This is a genomic window from Sphingomonas phyllosphaerae (assembly GCA_036946405.1).
Lineage (GTDB): Bacteria > Pseudomonadota > Alphaproteobacteria > Sphingomonadales > Sphingomonadaceae > Sphingomonas > Sphingomonas phyllosphaerae_D.
On record JAQIJC010000001.1, the window covers coordinates 765,241 to 781,521 of the forward strand.

The window sequence follows — 16,281 nt, forward strand, 5'->3', positions numbered from 1 at the left end:
CCAACGCCACTATTGCGGGCTGGCGCCCTCGGAAATGTCGGGCAGCTTGCTGTGATCGACGCCGTCCGCCGGCCCGCCGATCAGCACGAAGCGGCGGTCGCAATAGCCGCAGTCGACATAGCCATGCTCGTCGATCTGCAACCACACGCGCGGATGGCCGAGCGCCGCGCCGCCGGGAATATCGGTCGCGCCGTCGCAGGCGACGCGGGCGGAAGAGGTGCGGACGAGTTCGGACGGCGGGCGCATGGGCAGGCGATTAGCAAGGCGGGGGCGGCGAAACAATCCTCACGTTATTGGCTTCCGCGCCCCGTGCGCCTATCGCCGCGCCATGACCGAAGCAGCGATCTCGATCCGCGACCTGTGCAAGACCTACGCCGGGGTGAAGGGCGGCGCGCCCAAGCGCGCGCTGGACGGCGTGACCTTCGACGTGCCGCGCGGCAGCATCTTCGGGCTGCTCGGCCCGAACGGCGCGGGCAAGTCGACGCTCATCAACATCCTCGCCGGCCTGGTCAACAAGACCAGCGGCGCGGCGTCGATCTGGGGCTTCGACATCGACGAGCACCCGCGCAACGCCAAGGCGTCGATCGGGATCGTCAATCAGGAGATCCTGTTCGATCCGTTCTTCACGCCCGTTGAGACGCTGGAGATTCAGGCCGGGCTGTACGGCGTGCCCAAGAAGGAGCGCCGCAGCATGGAGCTGCTCCGCGCGGTGCATCTGGAGGACAAGGCCAACGCTTACGCGCGCACGCTGTCGGGCGGCATGAAGCGGCGGCTGATGGTTGCCAAGGCGATGGTCCATTCGCCGCCGGTGCTGGTGCTCGACGAGCCGACCGCCGGGGTCGACATCGAGCTGCGCCAGCAACTCTGGACTTATGTCCGCAGCCTCAACGATGCCGGGGTGACGGTGGTGCTGACCACGCATTACCTCGAGGAGGCCGAGGAATTGTGCGACCGGATCGCGATCATCAACCACGGCCGGGTCATCGCCAACTCGCCGACCGCCGAACTGCTCGGCAAGGCGCAGGAGAAGATCGTCGCGGTGACCGTCGACCGCGACGTCGCGGCGCTGCCCGATAACGACTGTTTCGGGAAGGTCGCGCTGAAGGGCACGCGGACGCTCGAGATCACCTATGCCAAAGACCGCGTCAATGCAGGCGAGGTGCTGGGGGCGATCCAGCGCGATGGCTATGGAATCGTCGACGTCAGCACCAAGGAAGCCGATCTGGAGGACGTGTTCCTCAACCTGACGCGGGCGGCCAACGCGCGGTAAGCGCCACGCGGGTCTCGAATATCGGTCGTCACCCCGGACTTGATCCGGGGCCCCGCTTCTTCTTCGATCGAGGGCAAGAGCGGGACCCCGGATCAAGTCCGGGGTGACGTAGGAGGGTGTTCGACCTTGGTCGTAAGCCGTTGTTGCGGCTCCGCTATCCTGCGATATCCCTTCGCGAACGCAGTGGAGGGCACCGGTGAACATCATCCTGTTGGCGGCAGCGATCGCGCAGGTCGCGGCGCCCGCGCCCTCTCCGGTCGAGCAGGCGCGTGCGATCGTCGGCGACGCGCCCGCCACACCGCAGACGCTGGTCCTTACCGATGCCCCCAAACCGACCGGCCCCGCACGCGCCTTGTTCAACGGCCGCGACCTGTCCGGCTGGCAGCCATGGCTCGGCTATCCCGATCCATCGGTCACCTACCGCGACAAGCCCGCCGCGACCCCGATCGGCCGTTCGCGCTCGACGGGCGGCGACTTCGCGGTCAGACCGATCGACGGCAAGCCGGCCATATGGGTCAAGGGCGAGACATGGGGCGCGCTGGTCCATGACGCCGACCTGCGCGACTATCACCTGCGGCTCGAATATCGCTGGGGCGACAGGCGCTGGGCACCGCGTGCGGACCAGCCGCCCAATAACGGCCTGCTCTATCACACGCATGGCGAACCCGGCACGGTGTTCGGGACGTGGCAACCCTCCGTCGAGTTCGAGATCATGACCGGCTCGACCGGCATGGCGGTCGCGGTCGGCCGCGACGTGCGCATCCGTACCACCGCCGCGCTCGACCCGTCACTGATCTCGCCGCCGGTCCGCTATCGCATGGGCGGCAAGCCGGTCGAGATCGTCAACGGCTCACTGATCTGGAACGTCGAGAACGCCCGCGATGCCGAACGGCCGGAATGGCAGTGGAACGTGCTCGACCTCTACGTGCTCGGGGATCGCGCGGTGCATGTCGTCAACGGCGTGCCGGTGATGCTCGTCGAAGGGCTGGCGACGGTCGGCGCCGGCGGCGTGCGCACCCCGCTGACGCATGGGCACGTCCAATTGCAGTCGGAGGGCGCGGAGACGTGGTTCCGCAGCGTCACCGTCGAGCCGATCGACCGGCTGCCGACGGTGGTGGCGCGCTGACCCCACCCCGCCACCAACCGTCATCCCCGCGCAGGCGGGGATCCAGAACCGCCGACGTCGCGGTTCACTCGAAGACCTGCGCGTCTGGATTCCCGCCTGCGCGGGAATGACGAAGCAAATGCGTCCACAACATGGGCTGTCCCTCACGCCCCGATCTATGCCACATGATCGTCATGTACCCCGTGACCGCCGCAACAACCCGCCAGCGTCTCAACATTCGCAACATTCGCGGGCGCGCGGCATGACGAACGGCGACGTGCTGATCGTCGGTTCGGGCGCGGCCGGGCTCACCGCCGCGCTCAACCTCGCCGATCGTTTCAAGGTGACGGTGCTCGCCAAGGGCGCGCTCAACGAAGGCTCGACCGCCTGGGCGCAGGGCGGAATTGCCGCCGTGCTCGAACCCGGCGACACGTTCGAACATCATGTCGAGGACACGATGGTCGCCGGCGCCGGGCTCAACGACCGCGCGATCGTCGAGTTCGTCGTCGAGCGCGCCCCCGCCGCGATCGCGCGGCTGCGCGCGCTGGGCGTGCCGTTCGCGGAGGAAAAGGGTGCGCTGCACCTGACGCGCGAGGGCGGCCATTCGCACCGCCGCATCGTCCATGTCGCCGACGCGACCGGCTGGGCGGTGCAGGAAGCCTTGCAACGTGCCGCCGAGGCGCACCCCAACATCACGCTCGTCCCCGACCAGGTCGCGATCGACCTCGCCACCAGCCGGCACGAGGAGCGCTATTCGGGGGCGGGCAACGTCTGGGGCGTCTATGCGATCGACCGGCGCAGCGGCGCGGTCGCGCTGCACACCGCGCGCGCGACGATCCTCGCCACCGGCGGGGCGGGGCGCACCTATCTGTTCTCGACCGCGCCGCGCGGCGCGACCGGCGACGGCATCGCGATGGCCTGGAGGGCGGGAGCGCGAGTGGCCAACATGGAATTCATGCAATTTCACCCGACCTGCCTCTATCATCTGGAGGTCAAGAACTTCCTCATCACCGAGGCGGTGCGCGGCGAGGGTGGGCGGCTCATCAACCCCACCACCGGCAAGCGCTTCATGCCCTATTACGATGCCGAGCGGCTGGAGCTGGCACCACGCGACGTCGTGGCGCGCGCCATCGACGCCGAGATCAAGCGCTACGGGCTCGATTTCGTGCATCTCGACATCAGCCACATGCCCGCCGATTTCGTGCGCGGGCATTTTCCGAACATCTACGAGAAGCTGAAGGGGCTGGGGATCGACATGACCGTCGCGCCGATCCCGGTGGTGCCGGCGCAGCATTATACCTGCGGCGGGATCGTGGTCGACCGCGACGGGCGCACCGATCTGCCCGGCCTTTATGCGGCGGGGGAGTGCACGCAATCGGGGCTGCACGGCGCGAACCGGTTGGCGTCGAACTCGCTGCTCGAATGTTTCGTGTTCGGCGAGGCGGCGGCGCGCGACATCGCCGAGCGCTGGGACACCTTGCCGGCGGTGCCCGCGATCCGGGCGTGGGACGAGAGCCGCGTGACCGATTCCGACGAGGAAGTGGTCATCAAGCAGAACTGGACCGAGATCCGCCGCTTCATGTGGAATTACGTCGGGATCGTCCGCACCACCAAGCGGCTGGAGCGCGCCCGCCACCGCATCGACCTGCTCCGCAGCGAGATCGAGGATTATTACGGGCATTTCCGGGTCACGCCCGACCTGATCGAGCTGCGCAACCTGCTCCAGACCGCCGACCTGATCGTCCGCTCGGCGCTGCACCGGCACGAGAGCCGCGGGCTGCACTACACGCTCGATTTTCCCGAGCTGAGCGATCCGCCGGTCGACACGGTGCTGGTGCCGTGAGCCGCAGGTCCGATCAACCCGAACACCCTTCTGCACGTCGCCCCGGACTTGATCCGGCGTCCCGCTTTCAGCAACGGCGGCAAAAAGCGGGATCCCGGATCAAGTCCGGGATGACGGAAGAAAAGCGTTATCGGCGAATGTCGATTGGGCTTAGGGATTTCGCCGTTTGATCGACCGCGACTCGACTCGTCGTGCGCTGGCGGGCGGTCGTCGCAAGCACGAGTCGCGGGGGTATGCGCCCGCCGGTTCGACCGGCACACCCGCGGATCAGGCAGGGGTGACGGCGGCGGACATGGGAAAGACGACATTCGCGCACCGGGCGACGGTGATCGGCTGGTCGCTGCTGATCGCCGGTTGCGGGGCAGGCGCGGGCTCGACGCTGATCCCGGCTGCCCCGCCGCCGCCGATCGTGTCGGTCGCGGTCCCGCCACCCGCGCCGCCGCGCCCGAAGTCGGCACCGCGCGCGTTGCAGCAGCGCGTGACGCAGCTGATCCGCAGCTTCCCCGGCAAGGCCGGCGCCGCGATTCAGGCGGTCGACGAGGACTGGATCGTCCAGGAGGGCGGCGCGCTCTATCTGCCGCAACAGAGCGTTAGCAAATTGTGGGTCGCGATGACCGTGCTGGCGCAGCGCGACGCCGGTCGGCTCAAGCTCGACGATCCGCTGCTGGTGACGCGCGACGACCTGACGCTGTTCCACCAGCCGGTCGCGTCGCTGGTGACGGGCGAGGGCTATCGCACTACGGTCGGCGGGTTGCTGACGCGCGCGCTGACGCAGAGCGACAATACCGCCAACGACCGGCTGCTGACCTATGTCGGCGGCCCGGCGGCGGTACGGCGGTTTCTCACCGAGAAGCGGCTGCCCGGCATCCGCTTCGGCCCCGGCGAGCGGCTGCTCCAGAGCGGCACCGCCGGGCTGACGTGGAACCAATCGATGGCGCTGGGGCGCGGGTTCGAGGCAGCGCGCGCGAAGCTCGATCCCGAACTGCGCCGGGCGGCGCTGCAACGCTATATCGACAATCCGCCCGATGGCGCGCAGCCGGCGGCGATCGTCGAGGCGCTGGCGCGGCTGGCGCGGGGCGAGTTGCTCAGCGAGACCTCGACGCGCGTGCTGCTCGAGACGATGGCGGCGTCGCGCACCGGGCGCGCGCGGCTGAAGGCGGCGACCCCGGCGGGCTGGACGCTCGCGCACAAGACGGGGACCGGACAGGAACTGGGCAGCCGCAATGCCGGGTTCAACGACATCGGCATCCTGACCGCCCCCGACGGGCGGCGCTATGCGATCGCGGTGCAGATCGGCGACACCACCGCGCCGATGCGCGTGCGGCAGGTGCTGATCCAGCAGGTCGCCGCCGCACTGACCGGCGCGCAGCCGCGCGCCGCGGGAGTAGACGAGTCGGAGTAGGTGCCTCTTCGTCATTCCCGCTAAGGCGGGAATCCAGAACCTCCAACGGTGCGGCTCTTTCGACGGCCCTGCGCGTCTGGATCCCCGCCTGCGCGGGGATGACGATGGTGGCGCGGGAATGACGAACGGAGAAACCCCGGTTCCCCCCATCACCAATCCGTTATAGGGCAGCCGGCATGCCGCACCTCTATCTCGTCGACGGATCGGGCTATATTTTCCGGGCCTATCACCGTCTCCCGCCGCTCACCAACAAGCATGGCGAGCCGGTCGGCGCGGTCTATGGCTATACGACGATGTTGTGGAAGCTCGCTGACGCGCTCCACAAGGCCGACGGGCCGACGCATATGGCGGTGATCCTCGACAAATCGAGCAGCACGTTCCGCAACGAACTGTACGACCAGTATAAGGCGCACCGCCCGCCGCCGCCCGAGGACCTCGTCCCGCAATTCCCGATGATCCGCGACGCGACGCGCGCCTTCTCGCTGCCGTGTATCGAGGAACAGGGCTGGGAGGCGGATGACCTGATCGCCAGCTATACCAAGGCGGCGCTGGCGCAAGGGTGGCAGGTGACGATCGTCAGTTCCGACAAGGACCTGATGCAGCTGATGACCGACCCATCGGTCGACATGCTCGATACGATGAACAACCGCACGCTCGGCCCCGCCGATGTCGAGGCGAAGTTCGGGGTCGGACCTGACAAGCTCGGCGAGGTGCTGGCGCTGATGGGCGACAGCGTCGACAACGTCCCCGGCGTCCCGGGCGTCGGGCCGAAGACCGCCGCGAAACTGATCCTCGAACATGGCGATGTCGAGGGTGTGCTGGCTGCCGCCGACGCGATGAAGAAGGGCAAGCTGCGCGACAATCTGATCGAACATGCCGGGGCGGCGCGGATGAGCCGCAAGCTGGTCGAGCTGGCGTGCGACGTGCCGCTGCCGCAACCGCTCGAGGAATTATCGCTGGCCGACGGCATCCCCGACGCGCCATTGCGTGCGTTCCTCGACCATCACGGCTTCCGCTCGCTGCTGACGCGGCTCGGCGAGGTCGCCGATGCGCCGGTCGCCGAGGCCTCAACCGACGCCGCCTTCGACGCGGACGAAGAAGAGGCGTGCAACCACGACGGCTATGAGACGGTGATCGACGACGCTGCGCTCGACCGCTGGATCACGGTCGCGCGGCATCAGGGCTGGGTGGCGATCGACACCGAGACGACCGCCAAGGATCCGATGCTCGCCGAGCTGGTCGGCGTCTCGATGGCGCTGCACCCGAACCTCGCCTGCTACGTGCCGCTCGCGCATGGCGGGAGCGACATGTTCGCCGAACGCCCGCCGCAGCTCGACCGTGACGCGGCGCTGGCCAAGCTCAAGCCGCTGCTGGAAGATCCCGGCGTCCTCAAGATCGGGCACAATCTCAAATACGATCTGATCGTGCTGTCGCGGCTCGGAATCGACGTCGCGCCCTATGACGATACGATCGTGATGAGCTTCGCGCTCGACGCCGGTCTGCACGGGCATGGCATGGACGAGCTGGCCGCGACGCATCTCTCGCACACCTGCATCGCCTACAAGGATGTGGTCGGGACCGGCAAGAAGGCGCTCGGCTTCCACGAGGTCGATCTGAAGGCGGCGACCCGCTACGCCGCCGAGGACGCCGACGTGACGCTGCGGCTGTGGCGGCGCTTCACCGCGCGGCTGCCGCGCGAGGGCGGAACGCGCGTCTATCAGATGGTCGATCGCCCGCTCGTGGCGGTGATCGCGCGGATGGAGCGGCGCGGGATCAAGGTCGATCGCGAGAAGCTGGCGCAGCTGTCGGGCGAATTCTCGACGCAGATCGCGCAACTGGAGGGCGTCGTCCACGAACTGGCCGGCGGGCCGTTCACGATCGGCAGCCCCAAGCAGCTCGGCGACGTTCTGTTCGAGCGGCTAGGGCTCAAGGGCGGGCGCAAGGGCAAGAGCGGCGTCTATTCGACCGACGTCACCGAGCTGGAGCGGCTCGCCGCGGACAAGGATTCTGCGGGCGCGGAGATCGCGACCAAGGTGCTGGAATGGCGTCAGCTCACCAAGCTGAAGAACACCTACACCGATACGTTGCAGGAGCAGATCCACCCCGAAACGGGTCGCGTCCATACCAGTTACTCGCTGACCGGCGCGCAGACCGGGCGGCTGTCGTCGACCGATCCCAACCTGCAGAACATTCCGATCCGCACCGAAACCGGGCGGCAGATCCGCGACGCGTTCGTCGCGGAGCCGGGCAACGTGATCCTCGCCGCCGATTACTCGCAGATCGAATTGCGGCTGGCGGCGCATATGGCGGACGTGCCGCAGCTCAAGGAGGCGTTTGCGCGCGGCGACGACATCCACAGCCTGACCGCGCAGGAACTGTTCGGCGATGTGACGCGCGACACGCGCGCGAGCGCCAAGACGATCAACTTCGCGATCCTCTACGGCATCTCGCGCTGGGGTCTTGCGGGGCGGCTGGATATCTCCGCCGACGAGGCGCAGGCGATGATCGACCGCTATTTCGAACGCTTCCCCGGCATCAACCGCTATATCGCCGAGACGCTGACGCAGGTGCGCGAGCACGGCTTCACCGAGACGTTGTTCGGGCGCAAGACGCACTTCCCGCGCATCCGCAGCAAGGTGCAGCACGAGCGGCAGGGGGCGGAGCGCGCCGCGATCAACGCGCCGATCCAGGGGACGAGCGCCGACATCATCAAGCGCGCCATGGCGCGGATGGAGCCGGCGTTGCTCGAGGCGGGGCTGCCCGACGTGCGGATGCTGTTGCAGGTCCACGACGAACTGGTGTTCGAGCTGCCCGAGGGCGACGTCGAGCGTGCGCGCCCGGTGATCGAGCGGGTGATGGCGGGGGCGGCGGAACCGTCGGTGGTGCTCGACGTGCCGCTGGGGGTGGAGATCGGTGTGGGGCATAGCTGGGGGGAGGCACATTGACCGCGCCGCTTGGCAGCCGGCCACGCCCGGCTGACTCAAGCAAGCGCGGCCGGCGGGCAGCGCCCGTCCGACGACATGGCTTTGCCATGTCGCGGTCTCACTCCCCCGTTCGCCTCGAGCAGCCGTCGAGCGAAGTCGAGACGGCGTGTCGAGAGGTCGCCACCGGTCGTGCCTTCTCGACGGACGGGTTCTCGGCTGCGCTCGAACCCTGCTCGAAGCGAACGGTGAGGGGACGCGCCCCCGCATGACCGCCACCGACCAACCCGAAGACATCGCAGCGCTCGCCAAGGGCGGTCGCACCAACGTCGCGGGGTTCGTCCTGCGGCTCGGCGCGCGCATCCCGTTCCTGTTCATCGCCGGCCATATGTACGGCGCGGCGCTCGTCGGTCGCTTCGCGATCGCGGTGGTGGTGGTCGAGTTCGCCGCGCTGATCGCAACCCTCGGGCTCAAGCGTGGCCTCGCCCAAGCCTTGTCCTCAACCGAGCGCCCGCACAATCACGTCGTCTTCGACGCGCTGGCGCTCGCGCTGATCGCCAGCCTGATCGCCAGCGTAATGCTGTTCGCCTTCCCGCAGGCGATGTACCCCAATTCAGCGATCGGCGGGCTCGACCGGCTGTTCCCGCTCATCATCCTCGCACCGGCGCTGTCCGACGTCAGCCTCGCCGCGCTCGCTTACCGCCACAACGTGAAGGCGAGCGTAACCGCGCGCGCCGTGATCGAGCCGTGGACGCTGTCGATCTTCGCGTTCCTGTTCTCGTTCTTCACCCACAAGGACGGGCTGGTGCTCGCCTATGTCGCGAGCATGGTCGCGGCGCTGACCGCGAGCATCGTGCCGCTGATCCGCAGCTATGGCGTGCCGCACGGCTGGTCGCCGCACGTCGGGCAATTGTGGCAGATGACGCGCGCCAACACGCCGCTGGCCGGCGCGGATGCGCTCGAATGGGGCAGCCGCAACGTCGACCGGCTGATCCTCGGCACGCTGTTCGCGCCGAGCGTGGTCGGCATCTATTATATGGCGCAACAGGTCGCGAGCCTGCCGCAGAAGCTCAAGACCAGCTTCGACCCGATCCTGGGGCCGGTGGTGACGCAGAGCCTCGCGCGCGGCGATCTGGCGGCGATCGCACGGCAGGTGCGGCAGGTGGCGTTCTGGATCATCGCCGCGCAGCTCGCGCTCGCGATCACCGCCTCGATCCCGCGCGAGGGGGTGATGGCGACGATCGGCCCGCAGTTCGTCGGCGGTGCGGCGCCGATGGTGTTCCTGTTGTTCGCCGAGGTGTTCGCCTCGACCGGCGCGGTGTCCGAATCGGCGCTCGTCTATATGGCGCGGCATCGCAACCTGTTGATCTCGATGACGATGATCGCGTTGCAGATCGCGCTGTCGTTCGCGTTGATCCTCGCGTTGCGCGCGGCGGGATACGGGGTGACGACACAGGCGGCTGGCGCGCCGGTCGCGTTGATGCTGGTGGTGCTGCTCACCTCGTTCATCAAGGCCGGGGTGCTGGGGCGGCTGTTGGGCGCGAGCGTCTCGCCGATGCGCTGGCCGCTCGTCTGGGCGGCGTGCGCGGGGGCGGCGGTCGGCGGGGCGTTCGCGCTGCTGCCGCCGGGGTGGCGCTGGGCGCAGGTGTCGATCGGGGTCGCCGCGACGCTGGCGGCATATCTGTTCGTGATCTGGCGCTACGCCTTCGGCCCCGAGGATCGCGCGCTGTTCAGCAAGATGCCGAGCGCGGAAGAGGCGACGTTGCCCAACGAGGGCGGGTTCATCCGGTAGACCGCCGATAAGACCGTCGCCCCTGCGTAGGCAGGGGCCCATGGCTGTCGAGTTTGGGGCCGGTGCTTCCTCGGCCACGTCGGCTCATGTGTCAGCCGACCGACACACGCCACAGACATAGGCCCCTGCCTTCGCAGGGGCGACGGAGTTCAATCAACCGCGCCGATCAATGCCGGAAGTGGCGCATCCCCGTGAACACCATCGCCAGCCCGGCGGCGTCGGCGGCGGCGATCACCTCGTCGTCGCGGATCGAGCCGCCCGGCTGGATCACCGCGGTCGCGCCCGCCTCGACCGCCGCCAACAGGCCATCGGCGAACGGGAAGAACGCGTCCGACGCCACCGCCGAGCCGATCGTGCGCGTTGCGCCCCAGCCGGCCTTGTCAGCGGCGTCCTTGGCCTTCCACGCCGCGATCCGCGCCGATTCCAGCCGGTTCATCTGCCCCGCGCCGACGCCGGCGGTGCTGCCGCCCTTGGCATAGACGATCGCGTTCGACTTGACGTGTTTGGCGACCGTCCACGCGAACAGGCAGTCGGCGAGTTCCTGCTCGCTCGGCTGGCGCTTGGTCACGACCTTGAGGTCGGCGGGGAGCACGCGCCCGGCGTCGCGCGACTGGACCAGCCAGCCGCCCGCGATCGACTTGGCGAACAGCCCGTCGCGCGCCGGATCGGGGAGCGTGCCGGTCAGCAGCAGGCGGAGGTTCTTCTTCGCCGCGAACAGCGCCAGCGCCTCCTCGTCGGCGTCGGGAGCGACGACGACTTCGGTGAAGATGCCAGTGATCGCCTTGGCGGTAACGCCGTCGAGCGGGCGGTTGACCGCGATGATCCCGCCGAACGCGCTGACCGTGTCGCAGGCGAACGCGGACTCATACGCCTCGGCCAGTGTCGCCGCGGTCGCCACCCCGCACGGATTGGCGTGCTTGACGATCACGCAGGTCGGCTCCGCGTCGCGGAACTCGGCGATCAGCTCCAGCGCGGCATCAGCGTCGTTGTAATTGTTGTAGCTCAGCGCCTTGCCCTGCACCTGCCGCGCCTGCCCGATGCCGGGTGTCGCGTCGCCGGTCGCAGCATAGAAAGCGGCGTGCTGGTGCGGGTTCTCGCCGTAGCGCAGGTCCTCGCCCGCGCGACGTAGAGTCAGCGGCAGGACCGCCGGGAAGCGCTCGCCCTGGTCGACATTGCCGAACCAGCGCGCGATCGCGCCGTCATAGGCGGCGGTGGTGGCGAACGCCTTGGCGGCGAGCCGCTTGCGATCCCCCAGCGTGGTCGAGCCTTCGGCGACCAGCGCGTAATCGGCGGGATCGGTGACGATCGCGACATAGGCGTGGTTCTTGGCGGCCGAGCGGACCATCGACGGCCCGCCGATGTCGATATTCTCGACTACCTCGTCGCGGTCGGCACCCTTGGCGACGGTCGCCTCGAAGGGATAGAGATTGACGACGACGAGGTCGATCGCGCCGATCTGATGCTCTTCCATCGACGCGGCGTGCGCGGCGTCGTCGCGCACCGCGAGCAGCCCGCCGTGCACCTTGGGGTGGAGCGTCTTGACGCGGCCGTCCATCATTTCCGGAAAGCCGGTCAGCTCGCTGATGTCGCGCACGGTCAGCCCGGCGTCGCGCAATGCCTTGGCGGTGCCGCCCGTCGAGACGAGTTCGACGCCTTTGCCCGCGAGCGCGGTGGCGAGATCGACGATCCCGGTCTTGTCGGAGACGGAAAGGAGCGCGCGGCGGATCGGGATGCTGGTCATGCGCGCGCGCTTACGCGGGGGAAGGGCGGGGCTCAAGGGCGAAGCGGCGGCATGATGTCCTGTTGACCGCCACCGTCGGGCAGACAGGCGTTCCGGCAGACAGTCGTTCGGCCTGAGCTTGTCGAAGGGCGTGTCCCGAGCGGCACGTGCTTCGACAAGCTCAGTACGAACGGTTCAGATGATCTGAGCCAAACGAGAAGGTCCTTACCGCGCCCGCTTCAACACCCAATTGACGTTCACCCCGGTGGGCGGCGCAAGCCCGTGAATGACGATCTGCTGCGTCGTGAACAGCCGGCCCCAGCCGTCGACCCACACGCTGTCCTCGATCGTCAGCCGTTCGCCGCGGCTGCGAAAGTGCCAGAAATTGCCAACAGACGTGCGCAGCATCGCTGCCTGATTGTCGGCGGTCGCGACCGCCTCGACCCCGGCGGCGAGATGGAAGCGCAGCAGGAACGGCGTCATCGCGTCCGCCCGGCGCGGGCGCGCGCCCGGCGCGGCGAGCAAGGCATCCTCGCCGCGCAGCTCGCGCCCGTCGCTGAGCAGCAGCAGGGTGCGCTGGTGGTGGAAGCCGTGGCGGCGGACATAGCCGTCGTGACGCGCCTCGATCCGGCTACCCAATTCCGATTCCTGCCGCGTCAGCTCGACCTGGCGCACGCCCTTGCCGAGCGTGCCGTCGGGCAGGATCGCGGTCGAATTGGTGTCGCCGATCGTCAGCGTCGAGTGTGCCGCGGTGCTGCGCAGCCCGGTCATCATCGCGGGGGACATCCGCGCGCCGGTGACGCCTGCGCCGCCGCAATTGACGATCAGCCGTTCGGCGCCGTCGCTGAACTCGAAGGCGAGCGTCGAGGCGCAGCCGCCCTCCGCGACGCGCGCCATCGGCGGCGGGGCGGCGTCGACGATCAGCACCGCCGCGCCATTGGCGAGCCGCTGATAGCCCCAGTCGCGCGACTGGCGCAGCGGGCGACCGTGCGCACCGCTGGCGATCAGCACGTCGTTGACGGCCTCGGCGTCGACCGGCAGCCCGCCCTGCCAGCTCGACAACCCGCCATCACCCATCGTCGTCCCCAGCAGCGCGGGGGTGGCGAGCGCCAGCGCTTGTTCGACGGGTTCCGGCAGCGGCAGCCCGCGCGCTTCATAAGCGGCGCGCAGCAGCCCGATCGTCGCGAGCACGTCGAGCAACGCGGCGGGCGAGCGGCTGACCACGCCGCCATCCGCGCTCAAGCCGTTGCCGAGCGCGCGCGCCAGCCCGGCCTCGCCGATCGCCAGCCGCGTCTCGCCCGCGGGCAGCAGCAGTCCGGCGATCACCACCCCCGTCCAGGCGGCGATGCGTTCCGCGCCCGGCGGTGCCTTGTCGGCGGTACGATCCAGATGTCGCGCCGCGCGCGCGATCCCGTTGAGCACGCGCGAGCGGAAGACGAGGTCGGACGAAGCGAGCAGCAGCGGCGCATGGAACGCCCACATCGCCAGCCGCCGTGCGGTGGTCGCCGGGCGCCACGCCGGATCGGAGACGCGGTCGCCGTGAACCGCCAGCCATCCGCCCGCCAGCGCCTCGGCCAGCGGCACCGCGCGCGCGCGATCTCCCAGCGCGGCGACGTCGCGCAGCCATGCGAAGGAATGGAGATACTCCACAAACGCCGGCCCCGCGGCCGGCGCGGCGACGTCGATCGTCTCGATCGCATGATGCTCGCCCCCCGCGAACATCCAGCCTTCGAGCAGCGCCTCGCCGAGGTCGGTTTCGCCGGGGATCGGGTCGACCGGCACCGCGACCAGCCTGGCCGGGTGCTGGCCATCGAGCCGGCGGTCGTGGAGCGGAGTGCGCCAGGTCAGCCGCTCGACCCACGCCGCCATGCGGTCACCGAGCGACTCGCCGGTGCCCGCGGAAATGACGTGCTTTTCGGAATCGATGCCGGTGCGGTCGTCGGTCATCCGCCGCGCAGACCAATGATGTTCTCCGCATAACGCTCGGGTCCGCCACGGAAGGTGGCGGTGCCGGCGACCAGCGCGTCGGCACCGGCCTCGATCGCACGCCGGGCGGTTTCGGCGTCGATCCCGCCGTCGACCTCCAGATCGATGTCGCGGCCCGATTGCTCGATCATCCTGCGGATCGCGCTGATCTTCTTGAGCTGACTGTCGATGAAATGCTGTCCGCCGAAGCCGGGATTGACGCTCATCACCAGCACGAGGTCGACCATATCGATCAGGTAATCGAGCATCTTGGCCGGGGTGCCGGGGTTGAGCACCACGCCGGCACGCTTGCCCAGCCCCTTGATGTGCTGGATCGTGCGGTGGATGTGCGGCCCGGCCTCGGGATGGACGGTGATCGTGTCCGCGCCCGCCTCGGCGAAGGCGTCGAGATAGAGGTCGACCGGCGAGATCATCAGATGGACGTCGAACGGCTTGGTCGTATGCGGGCGCAGTGCCTTCACCACCGCCGGTCCAATCGTGATATTTGGGACGAAATGCCCGTCCATCACGTCGATATGGATCCAGTCGGCGCCGGCGGCATCAATCGCGCGCACCTCCTCCCCCAGTCTGGCGAAATCGGCGGACAGGATCGAAGGCGCGATGCGAACGGGCTTGGTCATGATGCCGCCCCCGTTAGCGGACGCGGGCGTCAGGCGGAAGCGCGCTCGACCCGCGCAACGAAGAACCCGTCGCATCCACCGACCGCTTCGAGCATTCCAGGCAGCGTGCGAACCCAGCCCTCGGGCTCAGCGGCGATCCCGGCGGGCAGCTCGCCATCGGCGGGCGCGCGGATCGAAAAGTCGGGGTGGTCGCGCAGAAAATGCTCGATCTGTGCCTCGCCCTCCTCGGGCTCGAGCGAGCAGGTAGCGTAGACGAGCGTCCCACCGGGAGCGACCCAGGTGGCGGCGCGCTTGAGGATACGCGCCTGCAGCTCGGCCATCTCCGCGACGATCCCGCCATGCGCGCGGTGGAGCACGTCGGGGTGGCGGCGGAAGATACCGGTCGCGCTGCACGGCGCATCGACCAATACTGCCTGCGCGGTCGCGTCCGGCGACCATTTGAGCACGTCGGCGATCGCGATCGCGAAGCCAAGCCCGGTGCGTTCGCGATTCTCGCGAAGTCGCGCGGCGCGACTTTCGGACATTTCCACCGCCGTCACCTGCCAGCCTGCGGCGGCGAGCTGGAGCGTCTTGCCGCCCGGCGCGGCGCATAGGTCGAGCGCCGCACCGGTGCCGCGCCCGATCAGGCGGGCGGGGATCGAGGCGGCGAGGTCCTGTACCCACCATTCCCCCGCGTCATAGCCGGGAAGTGCCGTGACGTCGCTGCCTGCCGGCACGCGTGCGTGTGCCGGGGCGAGCGAAGTCGCGTCGGACAGCACCCTTGCGGCATCGGCATAGCTGAGGTCGATCGGTGGGGGCGCGGCGATCGCGCGCGCGGCGGCGGCAGCGACCGCGTCACCCCAATTGGTGCGCCAGCGCTCGGCGACCGCCGCGGGCAGTGTCGGCACCTCGGGCAGCTTTGCCTCGCCGCGCATCAGCGTGCCGAACACGCCGTGGACCAGCTTGCGCGGGCCGCCGTCGACCAGCGGCAGCACGGTGGCGATCGCGGCGTGCGGCGGGGTGCCGAGCCCCAGCGCCTGCGCGAGCGCGATCCGCAGCGCGCTGCGCGCCTTGGCGTCGTCGGCCAAGCGCTGGCGAGTCGCCGAGTCGATCAGCGCATCGAGATCGGGGAGCCGACGCAGCGTTTCGGCGGCGATGGCGTGCGCCAACCCGCGATCGGGGCCGCCGACCAGCGCGCGCGTCGCATGGGCGAGCGCCGACTCCAGCGGCTCGCCCCGTCGCAGCACCGCGTCGAGCAGCCGCAGTGCCGCACGCCGCGGCGCGGTGCCGAGCGGCTCGGGTCCGCCCGGGGCAGGGCGTGGTCGGGCGGGGCGGCGCGGGGGGCGGGCGTCAGCCACGCACGGTCTGCTGCAAAGGGCTCGGCTTGAAGGCGATCATGGCGCTGCATATGTGCCGGTGTGCACGCGGGATCAATCGGAAGGACCGAAGCGATGGGCAAGCGCCCCGATCATGTGAAGCCCCCCGCCTATCTCAGCCCCAATACACCGGTGCCCGCGCCGGGTCCGCTTGAACGCCCCGCCGAAGACCCGCTGGGCCGTGATCCGGTGAGGTTCGGTGATTGGGAATTGAAGGGCATCGCGGTCGATTTTTGAACGGATTAGCCAACCTTCCGTTCGTGCTGA

At 69.1% G+C, this 16,281-nt stretch carries 12 protein-coding genes; 7 read left to right on the top strand and 5 right to left on the bottom strand.

The window, feature by feature from the left end; genetic code table 11:
• Positions 1–9 precede the first annotated feature (9 nt).
• Positions 10–246, bottom strand: coding sequence for a zinc-finger domain-containing protein (locus PGN12_03555; GenBank protein MEH3102960.1), 237 nt, complete (start codon positions 244–246; stop codon positions 10–12).
• Between the two features lie 82 nt (positions 247–328).
• Here PGN12_03555 and PGN12_03560 point away from each other — a divergent pair, with 82 nt between their 5' ends.
• From PGN12_03560 to PGN12_03585, 6 genes are all read left to right on the top strand, one after another.
• Positions 329–1,270, top strand: a complete 942-nt coding sequence (locus PGN12_03560) for an ABC transporter ATP-binding protein (protein ID MEH3102961.1) — start codon at positions 329–331, stop codon at positions 1,268–1,270.
• Positions 1,271–1,466: 196 nt separating this feature from the next.
• A complete protein-coding gene (locus PGN12_03565; GenBank protein MEH3102962.1) occupies positions 1,467–2,396 on the top strand; it encodes a DUF1080 domain-containing protein in 930 nt (309 codons plus the stop codon).
• Between the two features lie 241 nt (positions 2,397–2,637).
• Positions 2,638–4,218: an L-aspartate oxidase gene (gene nadB, locus PGN12_03570; protein ID MEH3102963.1), complete on the top strand. Its 1,581-nt coding sequence runs from the start codon at positions 2,638–2,640 to the stop codon at positions 4,216–4,218.
• A 166-nt stretch (positions 4,219–4,384) separates the two neighbouring features.
• A complete protein-coding gene (locus tag PGN12_03575; protein MEH3102964.1) occupies positions 4,385–5,620 on the top strand; it encodes a serine hydrolase in 1,236 nt (411 codons plus the stop codon).
• A gap of 176 nt (positions 5,621–5,796) precedes the next feature.
• A complete protein-coding gene (polA, locus tag PGN12_03580) occupies positions 5,797–8,565 on the top strand; it encodes a DNA polymerase I (GenBank protein ID MEH3102965.1) in 2,769 nt (922 codons plus the stop codon).
• A gap of 244 nt (positions 8,566–8,809) precedes the next feature.
• The gene (locus PGN12_03585; protein MEH3102966.1) at positions 8,810–10,333 is read left to right on the top strand and encodes a lipopolysaccharide biosynthesis protein; all 1,524 of its coding nucleotides are present in this window, start codon (positions 8,810–8,812) and stop codon (positions 10,331–10,333) included.
• A 166-nt stretch (positions 10,334–10,499) separates the two neighbouring features.
• On the opposite strand, the gene purH is transcribed toward PGN12_03585, so the two are convergent.
• The 4 genes from purH to PGN12_03605 all read right to left on the bottom strand — a co-directional run bounded on the left by purH (position 10,500) and on the right by PGN12_03605 (position 15,996).
• Positions 10,500–12,074: a bifunctional phosphoribosylaminoimidazolecarboxamide formyltransferase/IMP cyclohydrolase gene (gene purH / locus PGN12_03590; GenBank protein ID MEH3102967.1), complete on the bottom strand. Its 1,575-nt coding sequence runs from the start codon at positions 12,072–12,074 to the stop codon at positions 10,500–10,502.
• 204 nt (positions 12,075–12,278) lie between these two features.
• Positions 12,279–14,000 carry a heparinase II/III family protein gene (locus tag PGN12_03595; protein ID MEH3102968.1) on the bottom strand — a complete coding sequence of 574 codons (1,722 nt, stop codon included), beginning with the start codon at positions 13,998–14,000 and terminating at the stop codon, positions 12,279–12,281.
• A complete protein-coding gene (rpe, locus tag PGN12_03600; protein MEH3102969.1) occupies positions 13,997–14,659 on the bottom strand; it encodes a ribulose-phosphate 3-epimerase in 663 nt (220 codons plus the stop codon). Before rpe ends, PGN12_03595 begins: the two co-directional genes overlap by 4 nt.
• Positions 14,660–14,688: 29 nt before the next feature.
• Positions 14,689–15,996, bottom strand: coding sequence for an RsmB/NOP family class I SAM-dependent RNA methyltransferase (locus PGN12_03605; protein MEH3102970.1), 1,308 nt, complete (start codon positions 15,994–15,996; stop codon positions 14,689–14,691).
• A gap of 93 nt (positions 15,997–16,089) precedes the next feature.
• On the opposite strand from PGN12_03605, the gene PGN12_03610 reads away from it, so the two are divergent.
• Positions 16,090–16,251, top strand: coding sequence for a DUF1674 domain-containing protein (locus tag PGN12_03610; GenBank protein MEH3102971.1), 162 nt, complete (start codon positions 16,090–16,092; stop codon positions 16,249–16,251).
• Positions 16,252–16,281 lie beyond the last annotated feature (30 nt).